Here is a 24,476-nt window from a genome sequence, read left to right on the forward strand (position 1 = left end):
GTTAACTTTTTTTAGCGACTTTTAAATCACTTTGAATTTGTTTTTTTAATTGATCAACGTTTTTGAATTTTTTCTCTTTTCTTATAAATTTTGTGAACTCTACTGATAAATACTTATTATAAAGATTTCCAGAAAAATTAAAAATATGCACTTCTAATAAAATTTTTTTTTGATTAAAAGTTGGTCTATAACCAAGATTGGCAATCGCTTTTAGTGATTTATTGGAGTTTTTTTGTTTTACTTTAACGGCATACACTCCGGGCATTGCTATCACATAATCTTTAATATCAATATTGCACGTTGGAAAACCAATTTTTTTTCCTTGCTGTCTTCCCTTTTGAACAATTCCTTCAATTGACCAATTTCGACTTAATAACTTATTAGTTTTCTTTAACTGCCCTTTTTCTAGAAGAGAACGGATATATGTTGAGGAGATAACTTTTTTATTTAAAATTAATGGTTGTGGTTTTACTATTTTGTAATGGTATCTTCCCTCATTATTTATTAACTGCCTAACATCTCCCTCTCTTTTGTTGCCAAATCTAAAGTTATTGCTAACAAATATGTATTGAGCTTCTAATTTTTTTGATAAAATTTCTTTAATAAAAAAATCAGACTTAATTGCAGAAAATTTTTTATCAAATTTTTTAGTAATTATAAAATCGACCCCTAAATGATCTAAAATTATTTTTTTTTGATTTATATTTGAAATTCTAAAGTTTTTAAAATTTTTATTAAAAAACATTTTAGGCATTGGCTCAAATGTTAAAACACCAATTTTTAGATTAAATTTTTTTTTATAAGTATTTGCTAATTTAAATAATTTTTGATGACCTAAATGAACGCCATCAAAATTTCCAATCAAGATAATTGATTTTTTATGATTGTTTGAAATATTAAAATCTTTATACAACTTCATATTTTACCATTTTAATTCTGTTTGAATAAAGTTTACAACAACTTCATATTTTTTTGAAATTACATCAATGCCTTCTTTTTTAATTTCATCTTTATGAACACCATTTGATATAATTAATGAATTAAAATTTAAAAGATTGGCTCCCTTAATATCCGTATTTAAATTATCGCCGATAGATAAAACTCTTTTTCCTTCGTTATTAATTGCTTGATTATAAACTTCAGGAAATGGTTTTCCAAAATAAATAACCTCTCCACCCATTTTTTCAAAAACAAGAGCTACAGACCCTGCACATAATTCTCTTTTTTCACCTCTATCAACAATTAAATCTGGATTAGTGCATATCATTTTCTTATCCATATGATCATTGAATAACTCTTTGTAATATTTTAAATCCTCACCTTGCTCTTCAAATAATCCTGTACAGAGTAAGTATGAGCTTTCTTTAATGTTATTAGTCTTATTTTTTTTAAAATCTAAAAATAAATCAAAATCTCTTGGTGGTCCCACATGATAAAACTTTTCTTCTAGAGAATTTTTTTTTAAATAATTCAGCGCTGCTTCTCCTGAAGAATAAACTTTTTCTCTAATTTCTTTGTTCATTCCCATTTTTTCTAAAAAATTATTTACTGTTTTATTGGGTCTTGGCGCATTGGTTAAAAGCACATAGTCTTTGTTTGCTTTGGTGATTTCTTCTAAGGCTTCGATTGCGTTTTTATGAAGAGTTATCCCATTATGAACAACACCCCATAAATCGATATAAAAAATATCATAATTCTCTACAATCGACCTTAATCCATCCTTATCTAAATTCTTAGTCATTATGGGAGGTATAACTTATAAAAAACACAATTTCTCTGGTTTTTTGCCCTACATATTTTTTTTAACATCTCTTGAAATAGTAAACCTAATAGCTATATGAGTCGCATAATAAAAGGAGAATTTATGAAATTTAAACCGTTACACGATAGAGTTTTAATAGAAGTTTTAGACAGTAGTGAAAAAACTGCTGGAGGAATAATTATCCCCGATACAGCTCAAGAAAAGCCTCAAGAAGGTAAAGTTATTGCTGTTGGTGGTGGTGCAAAAACTGAAGATGGAAAACTAATTCCAATGGATGTGAAAGTTGGAGACAAAGTTCTTTTTGGCAAATGGTCAGGAACTGAAATCAAAATAGATGGCAAAGAATACAGCATAATGAAAGAGTCTGACATTATGGGTATTTCTGGCAAATAATTTAATTTAAAGGAGAAAATAAAATGGCAAAAGTTGTAAAATTCGACTCTGAAGCAAGAGCAGCAATGATAAGAGGTGTTGATATCCTTGCTAACACAGTAAAAGTTACTCTTGGACCAAAAGGTAGAAACGTTGTTATCGACAAATCTTATGGTGCACCAAGAATTACTAAAGATGGTGTTTCTGTTGCAAAAGAAATTGATCTTGAAGATAAATTTGAAAACATGGGTGCTCAAATGGTTAAGGAAGTTGCTAGCAAAACAAATGAGGAAGCTGGTGATGGAACAACTACAGCAACTATTTTAGCACAAGCAATTGTTAAAGAAGGTGTAAAATATGTAACAGCTGGCATGAACCCTATGGATGTTAAAAGAGGAATAGATGCAGCAGTAGAACATGTTAAAGCGAGCTTAATTGCTTCAGCAAAAAAAGTTAAAGATACTGATGAGATTGCTCAAGTTGGAACTATTTCAGCTAATGGTGATAAAGAAATTGGTAACATGATTGCAAAAGCTATGCAAAAAGTTGGCAATGAAGGTGTTATCACTGTTGAAGAAGCTAAGGGAGTAGAAACTGAGTTAGACGTTGTTGAAGGTATGCAGTTTGATAGAGGTTATTTATCACCATACTTTATTACTAACGCTGATAAAATGACTACAGAGTTAGAAAACCCTTTCATCTTATTGCATGAAAAGAAATTAACTAACTTACAACCAATGGTTCCACTTTTAGAAGCTGTTGTACAAGCTGGTAGACCACTAATGATTATTTCTGAAGATGTTGAGGGCGAAGCTCTTGCAACTCTTGTGGTAAATAAACTTAGAGGTGGTTTAAAAGTTGTTGCAGTTAAAGCTCCAGGTTTTGGTGATAGAAGAAAATCAATGCTTGATGATATTGCAATTTTAACAGGCGGTCAGGTTATCTCTGAAGATATTGGTGTTAAACTTGAAAACGTTAAACTTACTGATCTTGGATCTTGTAAGAGAGTTAAAGTTGATAAAGATAACAGCACAATCATTAGCGGCAATGGTAAAAAATCTGAAATTGAAGCTAGATGTGCTCAAATCAAACAACAAGTAGGTGAAACAACTTCTGATTATGACAGAGAAAAACTTCAAGAAAGACTAGCAAAACTTGCTGGTGGAGTTGCTGTAATCAAAGTTGGTGGTGCAACTGAAGTAGAAGTTAAAGAAAGAAAAGATAGAGTTGAAGATGCTCTTAATGCAACTAGAGCTGCTGCTGAAGAAGGAATAGTTGTTGGTGGTGGTTGTGCTCTTTTATACGCTTCACAAAGTCTTGACACACTTAAAGTTAAAGGAGACGATCAAAAAGCTGGTGTTGCATTAGTTGCTAAAGCTTTACAAGCTCCTATTAGACAAATAACTTTAAATGCTGGAGTTGACGGTTCAGTTGTAGTTGGAAAACTACTTGAACAAAATAAAAAGAATATGGGTTACGATGCTCAGAACGAAGAATACGTTGATATGTTTGCGAAAGGTATCATCGATCCTGTTAAAGTTGTAAGAACAGCTTTACAAGATGCGGCTTCGATTGCTGGATTACTTGTAACTACTGAAGCCATGATTGCTGACAAACCAGACGACAAAGATTCTGGTGCCGGTGGAATGCCTGGTGGAATGCCTGGTGGAATGGGCGGCATGGGTGGCATGGGCGGAATGGGCATGTAATACCCTTTTCGTACCTACGAAATTTAAAAACGCCAGAGAAATCAATCACTCTGGCGTTTTTTTTTGTTCTAAATTTAGATGAACAATTAGATGAACGATAGATGAACAATTTAAGACGCTGGAATGGAAAAAAGGAACTGTAATTGAAGACATATCAAAATTGATGAACACAAGTCCAAGAATGGTAATGAGTGTCTATCTAGGTAATTCTGATGAAGCATTAATTAAATTACATAAAAGAATACCTAACAATTTCAAAGTAGTAAAATAGATGTCGATTTGCTAGGGTTAGGTATGAATACTAAATTTAATCAACAAGACAAAGTATTTATGTTTTTTTGGTATTTAATAGTATTTATATCAGTACTTTATTATCGGTCATTCTATTTAGACTCATTCATTTACTTAATATTAATAGCAACATTGCCAACCTTGTCTTACACTTTTGATAGTGATTTATCTGTATGGAAAAGTTTACAAAATAGAACTTCTGAACAAATTAAAGCAGAAAAGAAGATGTACAATCAGTATGGAGGCGATTGGAGAATTAAAGAAGGTTATGATGTAAAAAATAAATATATATTTTTGATAATAAGATTTATTAAAAATTTATTAAACTGGTTGTTTGTATTATGTACTTTTATTTCACCTGTTTTATTAATAATCCAGATTTATAACTTTATTTTTAAATAAAAGTTTCAGGGATTTTTTTAATTTCACTATTCAATGTCAGTTGTTTCTGTGGACTCCAATTCTACTAAAATTTAAGGGGAAGTTTTTACTTTTCTTTTTTTTTGACAGTTTCTCTTTTTTTATTATCTTTTTTAAAAAGTGAATTTTTTTTGAATAACTTGCCCTCTTTAAATTCTCCCCCAGTCACATCTCCATCTGCAAAGGTATAAATTCCTAATCCATCTTTTTTATCTTTTTTATATTCTCCAAAATATTCGTCACCATTTGCAAATGTATATGTTCCTTGACCGTGTTTCATACTATTCTTCCATTCACCAACATAAGTGTCACCATTTTTTTTAGTAAAAGTTCCTTGACCGTGTCTTTTTCCATTCTGATATTCTCCAACATATTTATCTCCATTTGGATATATTAGATTTCCTTGTCCGTGTACTTTACCATCTTTAAATTCACCAACATAAGTATGCCCATTATCAATTAAAGTTCCTTGACCACTAATGCAGTTACCTTCCACACATTCAGCAAAACCAACATTGCACCACATCAAAATCAAAAAAACATATAGTGATAATTTATTCATCAAAATAACCTTAACCCACCTATAAAATAAAGTCATCTTTTGAGTTCCTTTTGAATTTGACCTTAATTTAGATGAACATAGATGAACAATTTTAAGGAAAGATAAGTAAATTAAGACTAATTGAACTAGTGAATGAGAATGTAATACCCTTTTCGTACCTACGAAATTTAAAAACCCCAACGGTAGTAATACTTTTGGGGTTTTTTTTTGTTCTAAATTTAGATGAACAATTAGATGAACGATAGATGAACAATTTAAGACGCTGGAGTGTCTAAAAATCTTAATACGATACAATCTACTCAAACACTCTCTACACCAAAATACACACACTATATGATTGATTAACAATTAGAATATAGTTGAGATTAGATTGAAGGTTACCTCTGACAAAAACTTATCAAAAAAATCTAAAGTGAAGTATCTGTGATGTATAAATAGATATTAAGAAGTACGATATTTTAAATAGTCATTTTAAGCGTATAGCGATGTGATTAAAGAGAAACATTTATCAGACTTTATTAAAATCGTATTAAGAATTTAATTGGAACTTTTCTTATTACAACATACGAGACCTTAAACTCATTTTAAGGAAAAACGAAGGTGAGACGCTGACTGTCAAATCCTATAGAATTTAATATCAAACTTACCAAGATATTAAATCTAGCGTTAGTAGTTTGAAGACTACAAAGTGGTAAGTATCTGGTTCATCCAGCAGATTGAAGCGCTGACCGTTTGTCTGTGAATGCCAATTTTCAATACTCCAAGGTAAGTGTCTGTTTGTACATTGTACTCAAGGGCAAGACTTTTCTAACTTCTAATATTTTTTTAAGTATTAGTTGATAGCAAAGTTTTGTCTGAATGAAACATTACCTCAAGTTAATAATCACCAATGAGACCAAGACGCTAGTCTTGTTGACGAAGTCAACTACATCAAGTTCAACACTTATAAATACTATTATGGAAAACAAAATAACAAGTATCTGGAATAAGATAAAGTCCACTAGAAACACCTTTAGTAAGATTGCCTTAACCAAAGAACTAGATGAATTAGTAACCAAATATAAGAATGAATTGATAACCAAGTTTCAAAGAGAAAAGAAATGAACTTAATACAACAATCTGTTCAACAAATTACTAGAGAAAATCTAAAGAATTACTATGACACAGAACAAGCAGAAGATGAGTTATTTAATATGTTACAATCAAACCGTCTTTATATGATGAAAGATAGAACATTAGATTTCATCAAACAAATTTCAGGTAAAAGTGGTGATAGTTACAATATTAGAGAAACAGGTAAGTTTCTATCAGACTTAATCAATGAACTTAAAATCAAATACGAAATCAAGGAGTAATAACAATGTGGTCAGTCCAATCAGATAAAATAATGAAACAAAATAAGAAAAAAGAAAGAGTTAATTTTTTAATTTCAAAAGACTATAGAAATAGATTTAAAGAATTATGTAACAAGAATGGACTAATAATGTCTGTCTTTGTTGAGAATGCTATTAGACGGTTTGTAGATAGTAGATAGTCTAAATATTTATTGAAGACCTTGAGAATTTATTGACTTCTCTTTTTCTTTAACACTTTTATCAAAATTCTCTTTTTTATTGAGTTGTTTTTTTTCTATTATTTGTTTTCTAATTCTTTTTAATTCACCACTATTAGGTTGAAGTAGTGGAGCACTTAATGAAATATAGGATGAGTTATTTTTACAAACACCTTCAATAATGAGTGTTGAAGTAGTGTCGTTATCAAATTCAGATTTATAAGAAAAAATTACTTTTGGTTTTCTTTCAGATGGATAAAATTTATCTTCAACAACAATTCTTTCACTAGGGTTTTGTTTTTTAATATTATTCATTAAAATATTGGCATATGGTTTTAAATCTTCAACACATTTATTTTTATCAGAATGGTTTTTGTTTAATTTACCTGTTATTGACCAAATTCTATAACCATAGGGATGATACTTAATATAATAGTCAGAAAAATTTTCATTTTTAATAATTGGTTTAATACATAGTTCTTCAGGATTTTCTCTTTCAAGTTTTTTATACATATCCACACAAGACTGCTTTGTGCTTTCTATTCCCTCATCATTAATAAATGAATTTAATTTAACTGAATAATCATAATAAAATAAATTTTCTGTATTTTTTATTAAACCTTTTTCATCATAAACTTTATCTATATTTCCATATGTTGACGCTACATTTTGTAATGAAAATAAAAGAATATCTGCTTGTTGTTGTAATTTAATACCAAATAATTTTGTGGTGTATAAACCTTTGGTTATTTTTACTTGTCTTTCTCTTTTTTCAGAAATTTCTTTAACATTATTTCTTTTCTCTATTTCTATATAAAGAAGTCCCGAAACAACATAAATTATAACAATAATTATAAATCCTATAATCCACTTGATATATTTTTTTTTCATTTAATAATCCTGTTTATCTTTTATCACCCCTCTAACACCACCTCTAGGATTTAAAGTATCCCCTTTTCTTCTTGGTATTAAGTGAATATGACAATGAAAGATTGTTTGACCAGATACTTCACCTGAATTGTTACCAATATTAAATCCTTTTATAGTTTTGTCTTTTTTTTGTAATTCAGTTTTCATCTCATTAATGAGTTGAGAAATAGCATTAATTTCAGGTTGATATAAATCAAAGTAATCAGAACAATGGCGTTTTGGAATAATTAAACAGTGGTGTTTTGTAACGGGATAATTGTCTTTAATTACAACAGCAAGTTCATTTGATTTAACAACTTTACTTTGTGAAATATTACAAAAGATACATCCTTTTTTTCTATGATTATAACTCTCTAATATCTTCTTAAAATGTGTGTCATCTTTATTACTCTTTTGAGAATTACAGGTGTAACAAAGTGCTTGGAAGTTACTTAGTTCATCTTTTCCACCTTTAGTTCTTGGAATAATGTGGTCAACTTCTAATGCCTTTTCTTTGTTAGATATTCCACAACTTTCACATCTATTCTTTGCTCTTAACAATACTTTATATCTAATACTTCCTGAAATAACTCCACTCGCTAAAGTTCTGTGACCAAAGATTTTTTTAATACCTCTTTTCTTAATATAACTTTCGAGTTTATTAGAACACATTTTGATTAACTCATCCTTTTGACTTTCCTCTAAGTCAAAGTCTTCGAATGAATAATTGTCTTTTGATTTCTTAATTTCATTTAAGTGTTTAGAAAGATACTTAAATGGCATTAAGGTAGTAATCTTTTTATAATAATCTATCTGTGTTTCATCATAACTTAAAAATGATTTTGCTATGTTATTTCCAGACGCTTTTCCATTACCTTTAATAAGTTCAATCAACATTAATGGTTGATAGATATGAGACATACTCATTTTCTTTGAAATGTAATTTTTAAGTTTTGAGTATTTTTTAGACACAACTCTCCTAGTGGTTATACAAACCTACCAATATTATTACATTCAAACAATTAGATTTTTGTTTAAATATCAGCAATAGTTGGTTGTAATTCTACATTACAAATATTGTGTCTAATGATTTCTTCATTTGGTGGAATAGAACTCTCTCTTTTTAAGATATTAAAAACCCAAGATTGAGCAAATTTCTTACGAGTTGATTTAGTAACAACTTCAGCAATCTTTTTATAAGAGTTACCTTTCTTTCGTAAAATCTTCATAAGACGAATGATTGATTGTTCCTTTTCACAAGGCACTAGATATCCATTATCATCAACATCATATCCAAACTTAGGTCTAAAACCACCAGTGTACTTGTTTTCTTTAATCATTCTTTGTTTAGTCGCTTTAGATTTTTCACTCACTTGTTTGGCGTAAAATTCAGCGAAAACAGAAAGTAGTTTAAGAAATACAGAACCAATAGCGTCAGTTCCTGTTACCTCTCCTCCAACATCTACAAAGTGAAGACTTACTTTTTGTTTTCTAAATTTTTCAACAAGTTGAAGTAGATTTAAAGTATTACGACTAAATCTATCTAAATGTGAACAGATGATATGGTCACCTCTCTTTAAGAAACTCATTAGTTCAGAACCTTTAATTCTTCTTTCAAAACAAGTTGTACCAGATACTTGTTCGGTTATTTCAACATCAATCTTTAAATCCTTGATATTAGCATAAGATTGACACTTAGATAATTGAGTTTGAATACTAGATTGTCTGTCAAAACTCTCTACATCACTGTTTCTTCCATAAAAATATACTGTCATTTTTTTCCTTTCGTTATGTTCTAACCGAGAACTTGATTAGAATACGCTAACAGGAAACCTAGATACCTCAACAAAAAGCATTAACATTTGATAGAATCTAGTCAAAAGTTAATGTTTTTGTTTAAAAAAAATGGTATTCAAAAGTATGAAAAATGTAAGTCCTATCAAAGAAAAGATTAAATTACATTGGAGAATTTTTGGATGCTTTTTTGTAGTAGTTATCTCATTTTTTATAACAAAAACTTTTTTTAGAGAAATGGACTCTCACCTAATTTCTTTAGGTACTTTCATTATTTACTCAGCAATAATTTACAAATTCTTTGGAGGATATACACAACATTACAAAAATGATTAAATTTGGTGAACTACAACCTTATAGAGTTTGGTTTGATTACTTAAAAACTTGTTTATTAGATAAAGAATTAAGTAAAAAAATTGATAAAGAATATTACAAAACTTGGAATTTAAGTGAAATTAAGAACTCTAAATTTGATAAATGGTTTAAAACTCATTCAAGTCTTTTTACTTCTAAAGGAACTATTAAGATTGTTACTAAAGTTTCAAATCCACAAGCGATTACATTAGAAATTCCAACCAACTTTAAGATTAAAGAAATTCAGAGAGAAATACCTAAAATACTGAAAAATAAGGTTAATAAATCGACATCTAGATTTGTTTTAACACATCAAAGAAAAAATATTAAAACCATAGCATTAGATAGTTTTTTAATTGCTTGGAAGTTTAGACAAAAAAATAAAGACAAAAGATTGGAAGATATCTGGGAATTAACTAACAACAAAATTGATGAAAGACAAAGTAAGGTTAAATCACTACTTCAAAAAGGAAAGTTAAGAAGACGAAAACTACAAGGAATTGGTAGTGGAATTAAGTCATTTAAAAACAAGTCTGTCATTATTAGTAGAAACATACTCAAAGCGTCAAAGATATTGGAAAATGTCTGTAAAGGTAATTTTCCTGGCGAATATTCAGATAATTAAGTTACCTCTGTAAAGACATCATCACAGGTAAACGATTTCATCACTCTATTCTGGTAATATGTACTCATAGTTAAACTTAACAACGAAAGGAAAATAACTATGAAAAAAAACAAACATAAAAGTATTTGGAAAAGAACTTTATCATTTGATGAATTTGTGAAAATTCCAAAATTACCCAACAATAGTATTGATATTGAACAAGAATATAAACAGTACTTGATAACTAGAAATTATTTTATCTTAAAGAAAAGTTTAAAAAGAGCAATTGGAAAGGGAGAAGATTACACAGATAGTTTTAAAAAGAAGTGGAAGATATTCGATGATTTGTGTTGGATTAATAACTTACCAAACGATTTGAGGTAATCCATTTGATTACCTCAAAAGTCCATTTATTATAATGAAGATAGGAAAAAAGTTATGCCAAAGATAGATAAGAGTACATTGAAGATATTAACAAAACAGAAAATTAGAATTTACAAGTTTGAAAACAAACAAACTTATACTTGTTCTTTTTATATTGGTACTGGGTATAAAAAATATCCATCAAATCATTTTCAAAAAACTTGTAAAACAAAAAACATAAATGAAGCAATATCAAAAGCGAAAGAATACTATGTTGATTGGTTTAAAAATCACATTGACTCAAAATACGATAGAGAGAAGTCTTTTGATTTAGACATCGCTCAACCATATTTAATGTTTAAGATTAGAAAATATAAACACAAAACTCATTTAAAGAATAACGAACAAGGTGAAAGAGATAAGTCAAAATGGAATTATCTAAAACCTTTTTTTGAAGATATTGACTACAAAGATATAGAAACAGTTGAACAAATCGTTGATGATGAGATTTTATCATCATTACAAGAAGATGGTAGAAGTGGAAGTACAATCAACAAATACTTTTCTGTTCTCACTCAAATGTTTAAAAGAGCGAAAGATAGAGGAACGGTTAATTACATTCCTGATACTCCAACACAACAAGTAATTAATACTCCAAGAGAACCTTATGAAAATAATGAACTTAATTTGATTAACAACAGATGTAAGAAAGAGTATGAAAAAACAAAAGAGATGTATTTCCTTGAGTGTAAAGATTATTACAACTTATTAAGAAGCGCTGGATTTAGACCAGGATTAGAACCATTAAATATGAAACGAAGTGATTATGAGTTTATAAAAGATAGAGATAATCCAGAAACCGATATTCTTAAATTTACAGTAAGAAATACCAAAACTAAACCAATTCATTATCCAATCGCTAATGACTTTTTTACCAAACATATTTTTCCAGAAATCTTAAACAGACATTCAGATATAAAAGATGATGACTATTTACTTTTTCCATTTATCAAAGACAGAAAGACATTAAAGAACAAGACAGGTAAAACCTTTTCCAGATTTTCAAAAGACTTAAATCTTTATTATTACAAAGGTGGAACAAGACCTCTTTATTCAATCAGACATACATACGCTACTGAACAATGGAAAAAAGGAACTGTAATTGAAGACATATCAAAATTGATGAACACAAGTCCAAGAATGGTAATGAGTGTTTATCTAGGTAATTCTGATGAGGCATTAATCAAACTACATAAAAGAATCCCTAATAATTTCAAAGTAGTAAAATAGATGTTGATTTGTTAGAATTATTTATGAAGAAGTTTGAATATAAAACTGTTTATGTGGGTGAAAAAGGTCAAGCAACAAGTGATTTTATCCTTAATGGTATTGACGAAACTAAATTAAATGAATTTGGAAAAGAAGGTTGGGAATTAATTAATATCATTAAAGGTGATTCTGATTATTTAACAGCGCTATTTAAAAGAGAATTAAAAGATAAATGATAAAAAGATTATTAATCTCAATATTATCAATATTTTTGTTATCCAGTTGTTCAGAAGAAAAAAAAACAGAATACATTGATTATCTATGTGTTGATACAAGTAGAACTCAAGGAATGGGAACTTGGTTTGGAACTGGAGGTCCATTAACATTAATTAAAGATAAATATGGTACAAGAACAACTACTGGGGGTGGTTTTACATTTGATAAAAATTTATCCACAAACTATAATTATATATCAGTTCAAAAAGTAAAAAATGTTACAACTACTTTAACATTTAATACTATTACAGAGAGTGGAACATTTGATATTGTTTACAATCCCGATTTGGGTAGAAATGGTAAAATAAATTTCAATTGTAGAAAAAAATAGTCTTATTAATTTAAATCAATCTTCTTCACTTCTGAATATAAATTAATTATCTTATCTTCATTGTCTAATAATTCACTCAAATCCTCTGAGAAATCAAACTTAGAAATTTTAGCGGGATAAAAACGCTTAATATAAGCAAGATTATATAATAATTTAAAATGAAGTATTTGAACTGGATTTAATGGGATTTTAACAAAACCACTTTTTCTCCTTTTTGATTTTAGTTTAATCTTATTTTCAGTAATATTTTTCTCAAATACTCTTGGATGAATGTGTTCTACAAATGAATACCCAAAAGTTTCAATTAAATTTGCTTGGTCTTCACTATATTTTTCTCCATTATCATCACGGTTATGTTTAGTGTAGTGATTGATAAATTTGATTAATGATAGTTCAACATCCATTACTAAAGATATAATGAACATACCTTTTATTAAAGTTGAACTTTCCAATTATTCACACATTATCTTTTGAGTTCCTTTTGAATTTGCCCTTAATTTAGATGAACATAGATGAACAATTTTAAGAAAAGATAGGTAATTTAAGACTTATTGAACTAGTGAATGAGAATGTAATACCCTTTTCGTACTCACGAAATTTAAAAACCCCAACGGTAGCAATACTTTTGGGGTTTTTTTTGTTCTGACTTGTGATGAACTTTGTGATGAACAAGTGATGAAACAAAGTTAGAATTGACACTACTTTAGAACTTGTTTATTTTTATTTATGAAAAAAATATTTTTTTCTATTATTTTAGTAATTTTTCTCTCATCCAACGCACAAGCAAATAAAAATAAGAGGACCTGGGATTATCCTCTTTTAGAATATAGTGGATGGGTAATAAAAGGTTCAGAAAATCATTACAAATTTCAATCAAATTTAAGAGAAGATAAAGACGTTCTAAAAGAATTTAAAAATAACAAAAATACAGGGATAATTAGTTATTTGTTATTTGAAGACGATAAAATTGTTATTGATGTGTCTGATATTCCTAAAAAAGTTAGCAGTGGGCATACAATACTCGATGGTTTATTACCATCACATTCAATGGGTAAAAGTTTAGTGTCTTATGTAACAGGGCACGCAATTTGTGAAGGTTATATTGATAACGTAAATGTAAAATTAAATGATTGGCCATTAATTAAAGATACTCTTTACGAAGATGCAGTACTGCTTGATCTCTTAAATATGAGAGGTGGAGACCAAAAATGGGTTGGTGAAAGAAGAAATGAAGGCTCATCAGATAATAGGATCAAAGGTGAAAAGAAAGAAGAAAATGTAAATGTTATTGGTCTAGAGAGAGTAATGAATAAATATTTAAGAGGTACGGAAAAAAGTAAATTAATTTATAATTATAGTGCCTTGACCACTAATGTAATTATGAATTATGTAAAACATAAGGCTGGCGCTGATTGGGAAAAATTATTATATAAAGTTTTTAATGAACATGTTAAAGTTAAAAATAGTGTTCAATTTCAAAGATCCAAAAAATATTTTAATGAAGATTTCGTTTCTGCAAGATATTCTTTTTATGCAAATAGATATGATTATTTAAGAATTGCTAAAACAATGATGGAGGATTGGCATAACGATACTTGTGCTGGTAAATATTTAAAAACTATTTATGAAAATAGAATTCAAAAGAAAGACAACATAAAGCATACAACTGATGTAGGTCTTTATACAAAATCCTATGGTGGCCAAATCCATTTTGATATTTTTGGAATTGATAAGACAAGAAAAATTTTAGGATTGAGTGGTTTTGCAGGTCAGCAAATATTAATCGATTTAGATAATAAAAGAATAATAGTAGTTAGTTCATTATACAGAAACTATAATTGGAAAAAAATAGTATATAAGAAAATAAAGAATTAAAAAAAACCCTTAGTAACCCGTTTCTCAATGAAGTCATCTTTTGACTTCCTTTTAAATTGTTTATGAAAAGTGATGAATATAGATGAACCATTTTAAGAAAGTTAAGTAAATCAACGCTCATTTAATAATCTTATGAGAATGTAAACCCATTCACTTTACTAAAAATTATAAAAAGCCCAGTTTTTACTGGGCTTTTTTTTTATTAAGCTGTTATAAGTTTAAGACATGTCAAAAAGATACAGTGGGAAATCATTTAAAGATTCAAGTACTGCTAAAAAACCAAAATTAAGCCTGAAAGAAAAAAGAAAAAATAAAAAAGAGAAATCTAAAAAATCTTAGACTTTAGCTCTTTTTTGACTATGTTTTTTGAAGGTGAAGCTTTTAGGTCTATCACTTCTGCTTTTAAACTTCTTCTTTCCATCAAAACTAGTGCTTTTTTTCTCTCCACTAGTGGATGAACTTTCAGATGTTTTTTTTCCAAAGTATTTTGGATTATTTGTGAAACCAGTAGGTTTCGAGTTATCTTTTTTTGTAAAACTAGATTTTCCTTTGTAACCGAAACTTTTTTTCTCTCCATCTCTTGATGATGAACTAGATCTTCCATAACTAGATGGTTTTGATTTATCTCTAAAACTAGATTTTCCTTTGTACCCGAAACTTTTTTTCTCTCCATCTCTTGATGATCGATCAGGTCTTCCATAACTAGAGGGTTTTGATTTATCTCCAAAACTAGATTTTCCTTTGTACCCGAAACTTTTTTTCTCTCCATCTCTTGATGATCGATCAGGTCTTCCATAACTAGAGGGTTTTGATTTATCTCCAAAACTAGATTTTCCTTTGTACCCGAAACTTTTTTTCTCTCCATCTCTTGATGATCGATCAGGTCTTCCTTTACCGAATGATTTTTTTTCATCTCTGAATTTTCTTTTTTTATTGTAAGGAGCTTTTCCTCTTTTTCCTCCTCTTGAGTCTCCTCTTGCGCCACGAGGTGCAGGTTTAAAGTTTGGATCAATTAATTTACTAATTTCATTCCACATCGATCTATCATCTGGGGTAAGAAAAGTTAAAGCAGAACCTTCTGTTCCTGCTCTAGCAGTTCTTCCAATTCTGTGGACGTAATCTTCTGGTACTTGTGGAAGATCAAAATTAATTACATGTTGAATTAAAGGAATATCTAAACCTCTTGCAGCAACATCTGTTGCAATTAATATTCTCTTAAGGCCTTTTCTAAATGAGGTAATTACACGATCTCTTTTACTTTGACGAAGATCTCCATGAATAGCATCCGCTGAATGACCCTCTTCTTTAAGACGCTTAACCATTTTATCAGCACCTCTTTTAGTTTTAACAAAAACTAATATTGATCCTTTTCTTGCTATAAATTGGTCTACTAGTTGATCGTATTTATTCTCTTTAAAAACTTGAAAAGTTTCTTGTTTAATTTTTGCAATAGGTACTGATGTTGACCCTGTTGAAATTCTTTGAGGCTCATTTAGATATCTCTCAGAAATTCTAACAATATTCTGAGGTAGTGTTGCAGAAAATAATAAAGTTTGATGATCTTTTGGAACAAATTTTAAAATTAATTCTATTTGAGGGGTAAAACCCATATCTAACATTCTGTCAGTTTCATCTAGTACTAGGTATTTAGTGGCTGATAGATTTAAACTTTTTCTTTTTAAGTGGTCATTAATTCTTCCAGGAGTTCCAACTATTATTCTTGATCTATTACCTAGTTGTCTAAGTTGTTTTTGCATTGCCTCTCCACCAATAAGTAAGGCAGTTTTAATGTTAATTTTATCACTAATAATGCTTTTAATTGCAGCCATTACTTGAGTTGCAAGCTCTCTAGTTGGACACATAACTAATGCAAATGCATTTTTATCTAATATTAATTTATTTATTAGAGGAATGCTGAATGCCAATGTTTTTCCAGTTCCTGTTTGAGCTGTTCCTAAAATATCTTTTCCCTCTAAAGCAACAGGAATTGCCATCGCCTGAATTGGAGTCGGTTTCGTAAACTTCATTTTTTCCAATGAATTCTTTAACGAATCTTCTATTTTTAGTAATTTAAAGTTTTCCATTTAGGTATTTAGATTTTTTAAAATTTAAGGAGATATGCTCTTAATCCTTTAATACGTCTAATTTATATAGGGATATCTATACGTTTTTATAACAATCACAAGAAGTGAATTTTTAGAATAATTAATTTAAGTAAGTAAATATTGATTTTTTTTAAGTTTTCAATTGACTCAATTAATGTATAAGAGCGTCAAATTATGAGTAACAATATTCGAAACATCACAATTATCGCTCACGTTGACCATGGTAAAACAACTATGATTGACAATCTAATGAAGCAAAGTGGTTCATTTAGAGAAAATGAAGTTGTAGATGAAAGATTGATGGACTCTGGGGAGTTGGAAAAAGAAAGAGGAATTACTATTCTAGCTAAACCTGCTTCTATTGATTGGCAAGGTACTAGAGTTAATATTATTGATACACCAGGTCACAGAGATTTTGCAGCTGAAGTAGAACGTGTTTTAAGTATGGCTGATGGTGCTTTATTATTAATTGATTCTGCTGAAGGTGTAATGCCACAAACAAAATTCGTGTTAGCAAAAGCTCTTAAGCAAGGTTTAAAGCCCATTGTTGTAATTAACAAACTGGATAAAGCTGATCAAAGAGCTAATGAAGTTTTAGATGAAACATTTGACTTATTTGTAAGTTTAGATGCAAACGAAGAACAGTTAGATTTTCCAGTTATGTATGCAAGTGGCAGATCTGGATGGGCAGATAAAGAAGTAGATGGACCAAGAGAAAATTTACACCCATTATTAGATTTAATTATAGAACATGTTAAGCCAGCAGATCTTGATAAAACTAAACCTTTCGCAATGCTATCTACTTTATTATACGCAGATAGTTTCTTAGGTAGAAGTTTAGTTGGAAAAATATCTCAAGGAACAGCAAAAGCTAACCAAGCTATTAAAGCAATAAATCTTAAAGGTGAGAAAGTTGATGAAGGTAGATTAACTAAAATTTTTAGATACGAAGGAACTAAAAAAGTACCCATTGAAGTTGGTGAAGCAGGAGATATTGTTGTAATTGCAGGTTTAGAAAAAGCTAATGTAGCAGATACAATTTGTGATCTTGAAGTAAACGATCCACTTCCAGCAACTCCAATAGATCCTCCAACAATGTCTATTACTATAAGTGTGAATAGTTCACCTTTAGCTGGGACAGAAGGTAAAAAATTAACAAGTACTCAAATCAGAGATAGACTGGTTACTGAAGCACAAAATAATGTTGGAATTTCTTTTTCTCAAAATGCAAACGTAGATGCTTTTGTAATTAGTGGTCGTGGTGAGCTAATGCTTGAAATTCTACTGACACAAATGAGACGTGAAGGTTTTGAAATGACTGTAAGTCCTCCAAAAGTTTTGTACCAAAAAGATGATAATGGTAACAGACTAGAGCCAATTGAAGAGATTACTGTTGATGTAGATGAAGAGTTTTCATCAAAGATTATTGACTCAATGAATAGAAGAAAAGGTAAATTACTTGATCTTAAAGATACAGGAAAAGATAAAAAAAGATTAATCTTTCATGCACCAACAAGAGGCTTGATGGGATACACAAGTAGATTTTTAACTTTAACAAAAGGAACTGGTGTAATTAATAGAATCTTCCATGGTTATGGAAAATTTGAAGGTGAAATGGATGGCAGAAAAAATGGTGCTTTAATTTCAATGGCAAACGGAAAAGCTGTTGCATTTGCAATATTTAACTTGCAGGCAAGAGGTGAAATGTTTGTAACTCATAATGATCCCGTTTATGAAGGAATGATTGTCGGATTAGCCCCAAAACCAGGTGATATGATTATTAATGTCATGAAAGGTAAGCAGTTAACGAATATGAGAACTCAAGGAACTGATGAAAATGTTGTACTTACACCAGTAAGACAAATGTCAATTGCTGAACAATTAAGTATGCTAAATACTGATGAAGCTTTGGAGATTACTCCAAAATCTCTTAGATTAAGAAAAGCTATTCTAAATCCTAATGACAGAAAAAAGAATGAGAAATCTGGAACGCCTCTTTAATTAAAAGTTTTTCCAACAAGATATAATCCTAAAGCAACCGAAGGTCCTATTCCAAAAGCAAATAATAAAGTTCCAATTCCAACTGTTCCACCTAAATACCACCCAATAGACATCACTGTTATTTCAAGAAAAGCTCTTACAGTTGCAATGGGTAAGTTAGTTTTTTTTTGTAAACCAACCATTAGTCCATCTCTTGGTCCTGCACCTAGGTTTGCAACAAGATAAATCCCCCCACCAAGACCAACCGTAAGTACAGCAATTGTTGCTAAAATTAATTGATTTAAATAATTTTCGGGGGTTGGTATAAATTTTATGCAGACATCGATCATTAAACCAATAATTATTGCATTTAAAATTGTTCCAATTCCAGGTTTTTGTTTAAGTGGCAACCAAAGAAACAAAACTCCAATACTAATTAATACTGTTATTATTCCAATTGAAAGATCAACATTCAATGCAATACCTTGTGCAAGAATAGACCAAGGGGAAGCCCCCGCAAAAGAAACTATTAATAATCCCTCACCTAGACCAAATAAAACTAATCCAAGACACAAAAAAAAGAAAGTTGAAATTTTTGGTTTAAGATTTAATGGTTTTTCAGAACTCCAATATACTTTAGGAATATCTTTAATTTTCAAGAACATATTTTCAATAAATTACTTCTTTTAAAACTAAAGTCTATTATTGTTACTCCTTTATGAAAAAATTTTTTATTATAATATTTTTCTTAGCATATTCACTCAGCTCTAATGCTCATATGGCGCATTATAATAAATTTAATAAAATTGAAATGGAGATTTTAAAAGATGGTGAAGTTATTGGTTATAATTATTATTTTTTTAAAAAGGATGGAGATAAGACAATAGTTACAAATCAAATTAAATTTACAGTGAAATTATTTGGTGCAACAATTTTTGAAGTTGAAGGGTTTGGAGAAGAAAAGTATGTTAAAGATCAATTAATTTCTTTTAATTCTAAAACACTTCAAAATGATAAAAAAAAATATGTAAATTTAGAATTTAATAAACAAACAAATAAATTTGATATTCAGGGTTCTTCCTATAGTGGTATAGCATCAATAAATAACGTAGTTGGAAACTGGTGGAGCCATAAAATTTTACAAACTGATAGTCAAATTAGTCCAATATCAGGTAGCATCAAAGAACAAGTAGTAACCTTTGTTGCTAAAGAAAAAATCGAACTCTACGGTAAAACTTATGACGTGGATCATTTTAAATTAACCTCAAAAGACATGTCTTTACCAAAAGATAAAAGACTTAATTTTGATATATGGTTTGATAAAAAAAATTCATTAATTTTAAAGGTTGCTTATTCTAGATTAGGAAATTGGGAATATAAGGTTAAAAAGTTTGAATAAAACTATTTATTTATTTTATTAAAAAGATCTTGAGCACTTATCCATCCCGACTCTAGTCTAGGTCCAACAAACCAATCCGCACAAACTCCTAGGTTTAAGGAAGAATTCCAATAACTTTTAATTCTCAAAGGTTTTGAGTTAGATGAATATTTCCAGCCATGGTTTAATGAAAATAAAACTTTGGTTTTTTTGATACCTGTAAGTTTAAAAAACTGCTCAATCATAATCTTTGTGTTTAATTTTTTATTTTCTCGATTTTTATCAATTTTTTTATTTGCCCATGAGTAAGTGCTCTGCAAAGTCCAAAGATCATTTTTACTTTTAAATCTCATTTTACTATTTTCGTTGCCAGCCCAACCTAAAATTTTATCATTAAAAAAATAACTGCTAACATTAAGTTTACTTTTTTTTGTTGCCATCATGACTGTTATATTTGCATCCATTTTTATTTTTTGATTAATAAATGAATGTTTAATATATTTTTTTGAAAGTTTTTTTAATTGAGGAAATGGACAGGTTAATATCAATGATTTATATAATTTTTTTGACCCATCAGAAAAATATATTTCCCAAACTTTATTTTTATTAAAAATTTTAATTACTTCACTATTAAAATTGCAGTTGATATCTTTTAATAGATATTTGCTGATTGCGTTGTTACCTTTTTTTCCAATTATTTTAGTATGTTTTTTGTCTTCTTGCTTATCAGTATTTAAAAATAAATGTTTTCCTGGCCATTTCTTAACAATTTTTTTTAAAATTAAACTTTTTATAAATTTTTTAAATTGAATACTTTTTGGTGAAATATACTGAACACCATGATCAAAGCTTTCATTCTTATTAAGCTTTTTATTAGACGATCTTCCCCCAACTCCTCTCGCTTTGTCATAAACATCTAATGAATATTTTTTATTAAGAATATTGGCAATTGTTGCGCCAGAAATACCTGAGCCAATAATACAGAAATCCTTCATTTACCCGCAACTACCATGCCTTCTATTAACATCGTAGGAGCATTGGTAGAATATTTAAACTCAAGATCATCAGCCAAAGTAATGTTTTTGAATATATCTTTAAAATTTCCAGCAATAGTTATTTCACTTACTGGATATTTAAATACTCCATTTTCAACCATAAACCCAGTGGCACCCACAGAATAATCTCCTGTAACTAAATTGCTTCCATGACCGATTGTTTCTGTAATATATAAAGTTCTTTGATTTAATTTTAATAAGTCTTTGTAAGAAATGGAACCTTTTTCAAAATATAAATTACTTGTTCCACCACTTCTACCATTTGACTTAAGATTTAATTTTTTTCCATTATAGGTATCTACTAAATAATGTTTTAAAACACCTTGATCTACCAACTTTAATTCATCAGTTTTCACTCCTTCAGAGTCAAAATACCTTGACCCTAATCCTTTAACTATATTAGGTTTATCAAAAATATTTATTGAAGAGGTAAATATTTCCTCATTAATTTTATCTTTTAAAAAAGATGTGCCTCTTGCAATTGAGGAAGCAGATATTGCACTTGCAAATGTACTCAATATTCCTTTTGAAATTCTTCTATCAAAGACAATACTAATTTTTTCACTTTCTATTTTTCTTGGATCTAATTTTTGTAGTGTTTTTTTTGCTGCCATTTCACCAATTTGACTAGGTTTTAACATATCATTTAAATGACAAGTGCTGGTAAATTCATAATCTCTTTCCATTTTATTATTAGAATCTTTTGCTACAGCCACACATGATGCTGAAAAAGAAGAGGATTTATAACCATTTAAAAAACCATCACTGCTAGCTAATATAAAATTTGATTTTGACTCAGAGAAACCAGTTTCTGTATTAATAATTTCTTTTTTTTGAAATGCAGCCTCTTCTACTTCTTTTAAATATTCAATTTTTTCATCATTCTCTATATGGTCATCATCATATAAATTTAGATCATTAATTTTATTAGCCAGTAAGTCTTTATCTGGTAATGAATTATATTCATCCTCTGGAGTAATTTTTGTTGTCTCAATACATCTTTCAACCAATATCTTGATATTTTCTTCAGTAAGATTTGAAGAAGAAATACTTGATTTTTTTTTGCCGATATAAGTTGTAAGACTAACCCCTAGGCTATCTGACCGATCAGATTCGTCTAATTTTTTATTTCTAAAATTTACTGTTTCTGAGATGGAGTGCATCACAGCAGCAGTTGAGTCTGTTGCTCCAAGTTTTTTTGCTAAATCTATACAAAAAGAAGCTGTCTTTTTTAAATAATCTTGATCTTTAACCATATGATTTATAATTGCGTTCCACCAACAGTCATTTTATCAATTAAGATCGATGGTTGTGCCACACCTACTGGAACACCTTGCCCTGCTTTTCCACAAGTTCCAATACCTGGGTCAAGCATCATGTTGTTGCCAACCAATGAAACCTCCTTTAAAATTGAAGGTCCATCACCAATTAATGTTGCACCTTTAATAGGTGATCCAATTTTACCATTAATAATTTCATAAGCTTCTGTACAGTTAAATACAAATTTTCCTGAAGTAATATCTACTTGCCCACCACCAAAACTTACTGCAAATATTCCTTTATCAACTGATTTAATCATCTCTTCTTGAGAATATTTTCCATTTAACATCATGGTATTTCTCATTCTTGGTAGAACAACATGCTTGTAGCTTTCTCGTCTTCCACTACCTGTTGATCTTGTGTTCATCAATCTAGCATTTAGTCGATCTTGCATAAAATTTTTTAATATACCATTTTCTATTAAGACAGTTTTTTCAGTAGGTGTCCCTTCATCATCTATTGTTAAACTTCCTCTTCTATTATGAAGAGTTCCATCATCAACTATAGTAACACCCTCACTAGCAACTCTTTGACCCATTAAATTATGGAAAGCAGATGTTTTTTTTCTGTTAAAGTCACCTTCAAGACCATGCCCTATAGCTTCATGAATTAGTATTGCTGGCCAGCCCGATCCTAAAACAACTTTCATTTCTCCTGCTGGTGCAGGTTTACTTTCAAGATTTACTGAAGCAATTCTAAATGCTTCATCACATACTTTTTTCCAATTATCATCTTTAAGATATTCATCATAAGATTGTCTTCCACCAATTCCATAAACTCCTGTTTCTTTTTTTCCATCTTTCTCAAGCATGACTGAAACATTAAAACGAATTAAAGGCCTAACATCTGTTAACACTTCACCTCCAGATCTTATAATTTCTATAGATTTATGCTCACCTGCAAAACTAGCAGTGACTTGTTTTACCATTCCACCTTTAGCTCTTGTATAGTTATTAACTTCTTTTAAAAGATCCAATTTAGATTGTAGTGATTTTTCTTCTATCGGATTCACATCTTTATAAAATTTTTCATTAGTTTGTGGAATTTCATGATTGTAAATACCTTTTTGAGATTTTAATGTTGAGCTTAGATTGCTAGCTGATTGTTTTAATGATTTTTTTGAAATTTCATTTGAATGAGAATATGCTACTACTTCACCAGTAACCGCTCTTAAACCGTATCCTAGATCAGAACTATAACTAGAACTCTTTATTTTATCATCATCAAGTACAATAGATTCGCTTTTAGAGTTTTCTAAGTAAAGCTCACCATCATCACAACTATTTAATGTTTCTGATATAATGCTCTCAGCATCTTTTCTTGATAAATCTGTTTTAGTAAAAAAATCATTCATACATAACAAGTAATAGTTATAATTATTTTTTCAATTGTCGTATTTCGCACATATACAATCTATCGGATTCTATATAATTTTAGGAATAAATTAAAAAAAAGGACAATATAATGAAAAAATTTGATGAATTAATGAACGTTTCTAGCGAGATAAAAAATATTTCAGTTGATGAAGCCAAAGAAAAACTAAATGACCCAAATGTTCAATTTATAGACGTAAGAGATAAAAATAGTTTTGAGTCAGAAACTATTGGTAATGCTGTAAATTTAGAAAGAGGCTTATTAGAGTTTTATTTAGCTGATGGTAGTCCTTTAGAAAATGAAATGTTTAAGAAAAATCCTGACAAAGAATATATAGTTTTTTGCGGTCTTGGAGGTCAAAGCACACTTGCAACAAAAACTATGCAGGACATGGGAATAAAAAATGTGAAAAATATGACTGGTGGAATGACAGCTTGGAAAGATAAAAAATAGATTGTGAAAGTTTATTTTAATAATTCATGTAAAATTTGCCGTGCTGAGATAAATTTGTATAAAAAACAAAATATTAAAGACATAGAATGGGTGGATATTACAAATAATAAATCTGCAGAAATAGAAACTCAAAGAAATGCTAAAAACCTTTTGCGTAGACTTCATATTAAAGATGGGGAGAAAGTAATTGGAGGGGCAGAAGCTTTTTTATTAGTGTGGAAAAAAATTCCTAAATATAAGTTTCTTTATAGCTTTTTTAAAACTCCTATAATTTTTACTTTATTTTCATTTTTTTATGAGATTATTGCTTTCTTTTTATTTTTAAAAAATAAAAAACAACTTTTAAAATAAGTTTTTAATGTTGAGAT

Annotated in this window: 28 protein-coding genes; 16 read left to right on the forward strand and 12 right to left on the reverse strand. The window is 29.2% G+C overall.

The window, feature by feature from the left end:
- Position 1: 1 nt before the first annotated feature.
- Positions 2-919, reverse strand: coding sequence for a riboflavin biosynthesis protein RibF (ribF, locus tag AC5SL4_RS05760; protein ID WP_494587239.1), 918 nt, complete (start codon positions 917-919; stop codon positions 2-4).
- 3 nt (positions 920-922) lie between these two features.
- On the reverse strand, positions 923-1,741 hold the full coding sequence (locus AC5SL4_RS05765; RefSeq protein WP_494587240.1) for a TIGR01459 family HAD-type hydrolase: 819 nt from the start codon (positions 1,739-1,741) through the stop codon (positions 923-925).
- Positions 1,742-1,864: 123 nt separating this feature from the next.
- On the opposite strand from AC5SL4_RS05765, the gene groES reads away from it, so the two are divergent.
- The 3 genes from groES to AC5SL4_RS05780 all read left to right on the forward strand — a co-directional run bounded on the left by groES (position 1,865) and on the right by AC5SL4_RS05780 (position 4,536).
- A complete protein-coding gene (gene groES, locus AC5SL4_RS05770; protein WP_006997749.1) occupies positions 1,865-2,155 on the forward strand; it encodes a co-chaperone GroES in 291 nt (96 codons plus the stop codon).
- Between the two features lie 23 nt (positions 2,156-2,178).
- On the forward strand, positions 2,179-3,843 hold the full coding sequence (gene groL, locus AC5SL4_RS05775; protein WP_271579926.1) for a chaperonin GroEL: 1,665 nt from the start codon (positions 2,179-2,181) through the stop codon (positions 3,841-3,843).
- Positions 3,844-4,137: 294 nt separating this feature from the next.
- Positions 4,138-4,536 carry a hypothetical protein gene (locus tag AC5SL4_RS05780; RefSeq protein ID WP_494587241.1) on the forward strand — a complete coding sequence of 133 codons (399 nt, stop codon included), beginning with the start codon at positions 4,138-4,140 and terminating at the stop codon, positions 4,534-4,536.
- An 85-nt stretch (positions 4,537-4,621) separates the two neighbouring features.
- Here AC5SL4_RS05780 and AC5SL4_RS05785 read toward each other — a convergent pair whose 3' ends face one another.
- Positions 4,622-5,116, reverse strand: a complete 495-nt coding sequence (locus AC5SL4_RS05785) for an MORN repeat-containing protein (protein ID WP_494587242.1) — start codon at positions 5,114-5,116, stop codon at positions 4,622-4,624.
- Between the two features lie 1,100 nt (positions 5,117-6,216).
- Between AC5SL4_RS05785 and AC5SL4_RS05790 the strand changes: the two genes are divergently transcribed.
- Complete coding sequence (locus AC5SL4_RS05790) at positions 6,217-6,471, forward strand: hypothetical protein (RefSeq protein ID WP_494587243.1); 255 nt, start codon at positions 6,217-6,219, stop codon at positions 6,469-6,471.
- A gap of 32 nt (positions 6,472-6,503) precedes the next feature.
- A complete protein-coding gene (locus AC5SL4_RS05795; protein ID WP_494587244.1) occupies positions 6,504-6,650 on the forward strand; it encodes a hypothetical protein in 147 nt (48 codons plus the stop codon).
- 9 nt (positions 6,651-6,659) lie between these two features.
- Here AC5SL4_RS05795 and AC5SL4_RS05800 read toward each other — a convergent pair whose 3' ends face one another.
- The 3 genes from AC5SL4_RS05800 to AC5SL4_RS05810 all read right to left on the reverse strand — a co-directional run bounded on the left by AC5SL4_RS05800 (position 6,660) and on the right by AC5SL4_RS05810 (position 9,352).
- Positions 6,660-7,559: a hypothetical protein gene (locus tag AC5SL4_RS05800; protein ID WP_494587245.1), complete on the reverse strand. Its 900-nt coding sequence runs from the start codon at positions 7,557-7,559 to the stop codon at positions 6,660-6,662.
- On the reverse strand, positions 7,560-8,549 hold the full coding sequence (locus tag AC5SL4_RS05805) for an HIT domain-containing protein (protein WP_494587246.1): 990 nt from the start codon (positions 8,547-8,549) through the stop codon (positions 7,560-7,562).
- A 62-nt stretch (positions 8,550-8,611) separates the two neighbouring features.
- Positions 8,612-9,352, reverse strand: a complete 741-nt coding sequence (locus tag AC5SL4_RS05810) for a recombinase family protein (RefSeq protein ID WP_494587247.1) — start codon at positions 9,350-9,352, stop codon at positions 8,612-8,614.
- 145 nt (positions 9,353-9,497) lie between these two features.
- Here AC5SL4_RS05810 and AC5SL4_RS05815 point away from each other — a divergent pair, with 145 nt between their 5' ends.
- The 6 genes from AC5SL4_RS05815 to AC5SL4_RS05840 all read left to right on the forward strand — a co-directional run bounded on the left by AC5SL4_RS05815 (position 9,498) and on the right by AC5SL4_RS05840 (position 12,568).
- The gene (locus AC5SL4_RS05815; protein ID WP_494587248.1) at positions 9,498-9,707 is read left to right on the forward strand and encodes a hypothetical protein; all 210 of its coding nucleotides are present in this window, start codon (positions 9,498-9,500) and stop codon (positions 9,705-9,707) included.
- Positions 9,700-10,350 (forward strand): hypothetical protein, encoded by a 651-nt coding sequence (locus AC5SL4_RS05820; protein ID WP_494587249.1) that lies wholly within the window; start codon positions 9,700-9,702, stop codon positions 10,348-10,350. The genes AC5SL4_RS05815 and AC5SL4_RS05820 overlap by 8 nt, the downstream gene beginning before the upstream one ends.
- Before the next feature lie 99 nt (positions 10,351-10,449).
- Entirely contained in the window at positions 10,450-10,713 is a 264-nt protein-coding gene (locus tag AC5SL4_RS05825) for a hypothetical protein (RefSeq protein WP_494587250.1), read from the forward strand.
- 54 nt (positions 10,714-10,767) lie between these two features.
- Positions 10,768-11,982, forward strand: a complete 1,215-nt coding sequence (locus AC5SL4_RS05830; protein WP_494587251.1) for a site-specific integrase — start codon at positions 10,768-10,770, stop codon at positions 11,980-11,982.
- Between the two features lie 23 nt (positions 11,983-12,005).
- Positions 12,006-12,197, forward strand: coding sequence for a DUF4177 domain-containing protein (locus AC5SL4_RS05835; RefSeq protein ID WP_494587252.1), 192 nt, complete (start codon positions 12,006-12,008; stop codon positions 12,195-12,197).
- The gene (locus tag AC5SL4_RS05840) at positions 12,194-12,568 is read left to right on the forward strand and encodes a hypothetical protein (protein WP_494587253.1); all 375 of its coding nucleotides are present in this window, start codon (positions 12,194-12,196) and stop codon (positions 12,566-12,568) included. The genes AC5SL4_RS05835 and AC5SL4_RS05840 overlap by 4 nt, the downstream gene beginning before the upstream one ends.
- Positions 12,569-12,573: 5 nt before the next feature.
- On the opposite strand, the gene AC5SL4_RS05845 is transcribed toward AC5SL4_RS05840, so the two are convergent.
- On the reverse strand, positions 12,574-12,993 hold the full coding sequence (locus tag AC5SL4_RS05845; RefSeq protein WP_494587254.1) for a hypothetical protein: 420 nt from the start codon (positions 12,991-12,993) through the stop codon (positions 12,574-12,576).
- Positions 12,994-13,294: 301 nt separating this feature from the next.
- On the opposite strand from AC5SL4_RS05845, the gene AC5SL4_RS05850 reads away from it, so the two are divergent.
- The gene (locus tag AC5SL4_RS05850; RefSeq protein WP_494587255.1) at positions 13,295-14,443 is read left to right on the forward strand and encodes a hypothetical protein; all 1,149 of its coding nucleotides are present in this window, start codon (positions 13,295-13,297) and stop codon (positions 14,441-14,443) included.
- A 335-nt stretch (positions 14,444-14,778) separates the two neighbouring features.
- On the opposite strand, the gene AC5SL4_RS05855 is transcribed toward AC5SL4_RS05850, so the two are convergent.
- Positions 14,779-16,527, reverse strand: coding sequence for a DEAD/DEAH box helicase (locus AC5SL4_RS05855; RefSeq protein ID WP_494587256.1), 1,749 nt, complete (start codon positions 16,525-16,527; stop codon positions 14,779-14,781).
- A 195-nt stretch (positions 16,528-16,722) separates the two neighbouring features.
- Between AC5SL4_RS05855 and typA the strand changes: the two genes are divergently transcribed.
- Positions 16,723-18,549, forward strand: coding sequence for a translational GTPase TypA (gene typA / locus AC5SL4_RS05860; protein WP_011281512.1), 1,827 nt, complete (start codon positions 16,723-16,725; stop codon positions 18,547-18,549).
- Here typA and yczE read toward each other — a convergent pair.
- Positions 18,546-19,193: a membrane protein YczE gene (gene yczE / locus AC5SL4_RS05865; protein WP_011281513.1), complete on the reverse strand. Its 648-nt coding sequence runs from the start codon at positions 19,191-19,193 to the stop codon at positions 18,546-18,548. The two genes, typA and yczE, sit on opposite strands and share 4 nt — an antisense overlap.
- Positions 19,194-19,246: 53 nt before the next feature.
- Here yczE and AC5SL4_RS05870 point away from each other — a divergent pair, with 53 nt between their 5' ends.
- The gene (locus AC5SL4_RS05870) at positions 19,247-19,927 is read left to right on the forward strand and encodes a DUF6134 family protein (RefSeq protein ID WP_011281514.1); all 681 of its coding nucleotides are present in this window, start codon (positions 19,247-19,249) and stop codon (positions 19,925-19,927) included.
- A 2-nt stretch (positions 19,928-19,929) separates the two neighbouring features.
- Here AC5SL4_RS05870 and AC5SL4_RS05875 read toward each other — a convergent pair whose 3' ends face one another.
- From AC5SL4_RS05875 to tldD, 3 genes are read right to left on the reverse strand one after another with little or no spacing between them, the layout of a single operon-like run.
- Positions 19,930-20,901, reverse strand: a complete 972-nt coding sequence (locus tag AC5SL4_RS05875) for an NAD(P)/FAD-dependent oxidoreductase (RefSeq protein ID WP_011281515.1) — start codon at positions 20,899-20,901, stop codon at positions 19,930-19,932.
- A complete protein-coding gene (locus tag AC5SL4_RS05880) occupies positions 20,898-22,217 on the reverse strand; it encodes a TldD/PmbA family protein (protein ID WP_011281516.1) in 1,320 nt (439 codons plus the stop codon). The genes AC5SL4_RS05875 and AC5SL4_RS05880 overlap by 4 nt, the downstream gene beginning before the upstream one ends.
- 5 nt (positions 22,218-22,222) lie before the next feature.
- Positions 22,223-23,635: a metalloprotease TldD gene (tldD, locus tag AC5SL4_RS05885; RefSeq protein ID WP_011281517.1), complete on the reverse strand. Its 1,413-nt coding sequence runs from the start codon at positions 23,633-23,635 to the stop codon at positions 22,223-22,225.
- A gap of 110 nt (positions 23,636-23,745) precedes the next feature.
- Here tldD and AC5SL4_RS05890 point away from each other — a divergent pair, with 110 nt between their 5' ends.
- Together AC5SL4_RS05890 and AC5SL4_RS05895 are read left to right on the forward strand one after the other, a co-directional pair.
- Positions 23,746-24,108: a rhodanese-like domain-containing protein gene (locus AC5SL4_RS05890; protein ID WP_011281518.1), complete on the forward strand. Its 363-nt coding sequence runs from the start codon at positions 23,746-23,748 to the stop codon at positions 24,106-24,108.
- 3 nt (positions 24,109-24,111) lie between these two features.
- Complete coding sequence (locus tag AC5SL4_RS05895; RefSeq protein WP_006997738.1) at positions 24,112-24,459, forward strand: thiol-disulfide oxidoreductase DCC family protein; 348 nt, start codon at positions 24,112-24,114, stop codon at positions 24,457-24,459.
- Positions 24,460-24,476: the final 17 nt, after the last annotated feature.

This window comes from Candidatus Pelagibacter sp. PS_02, assembly GCF_059418065.1.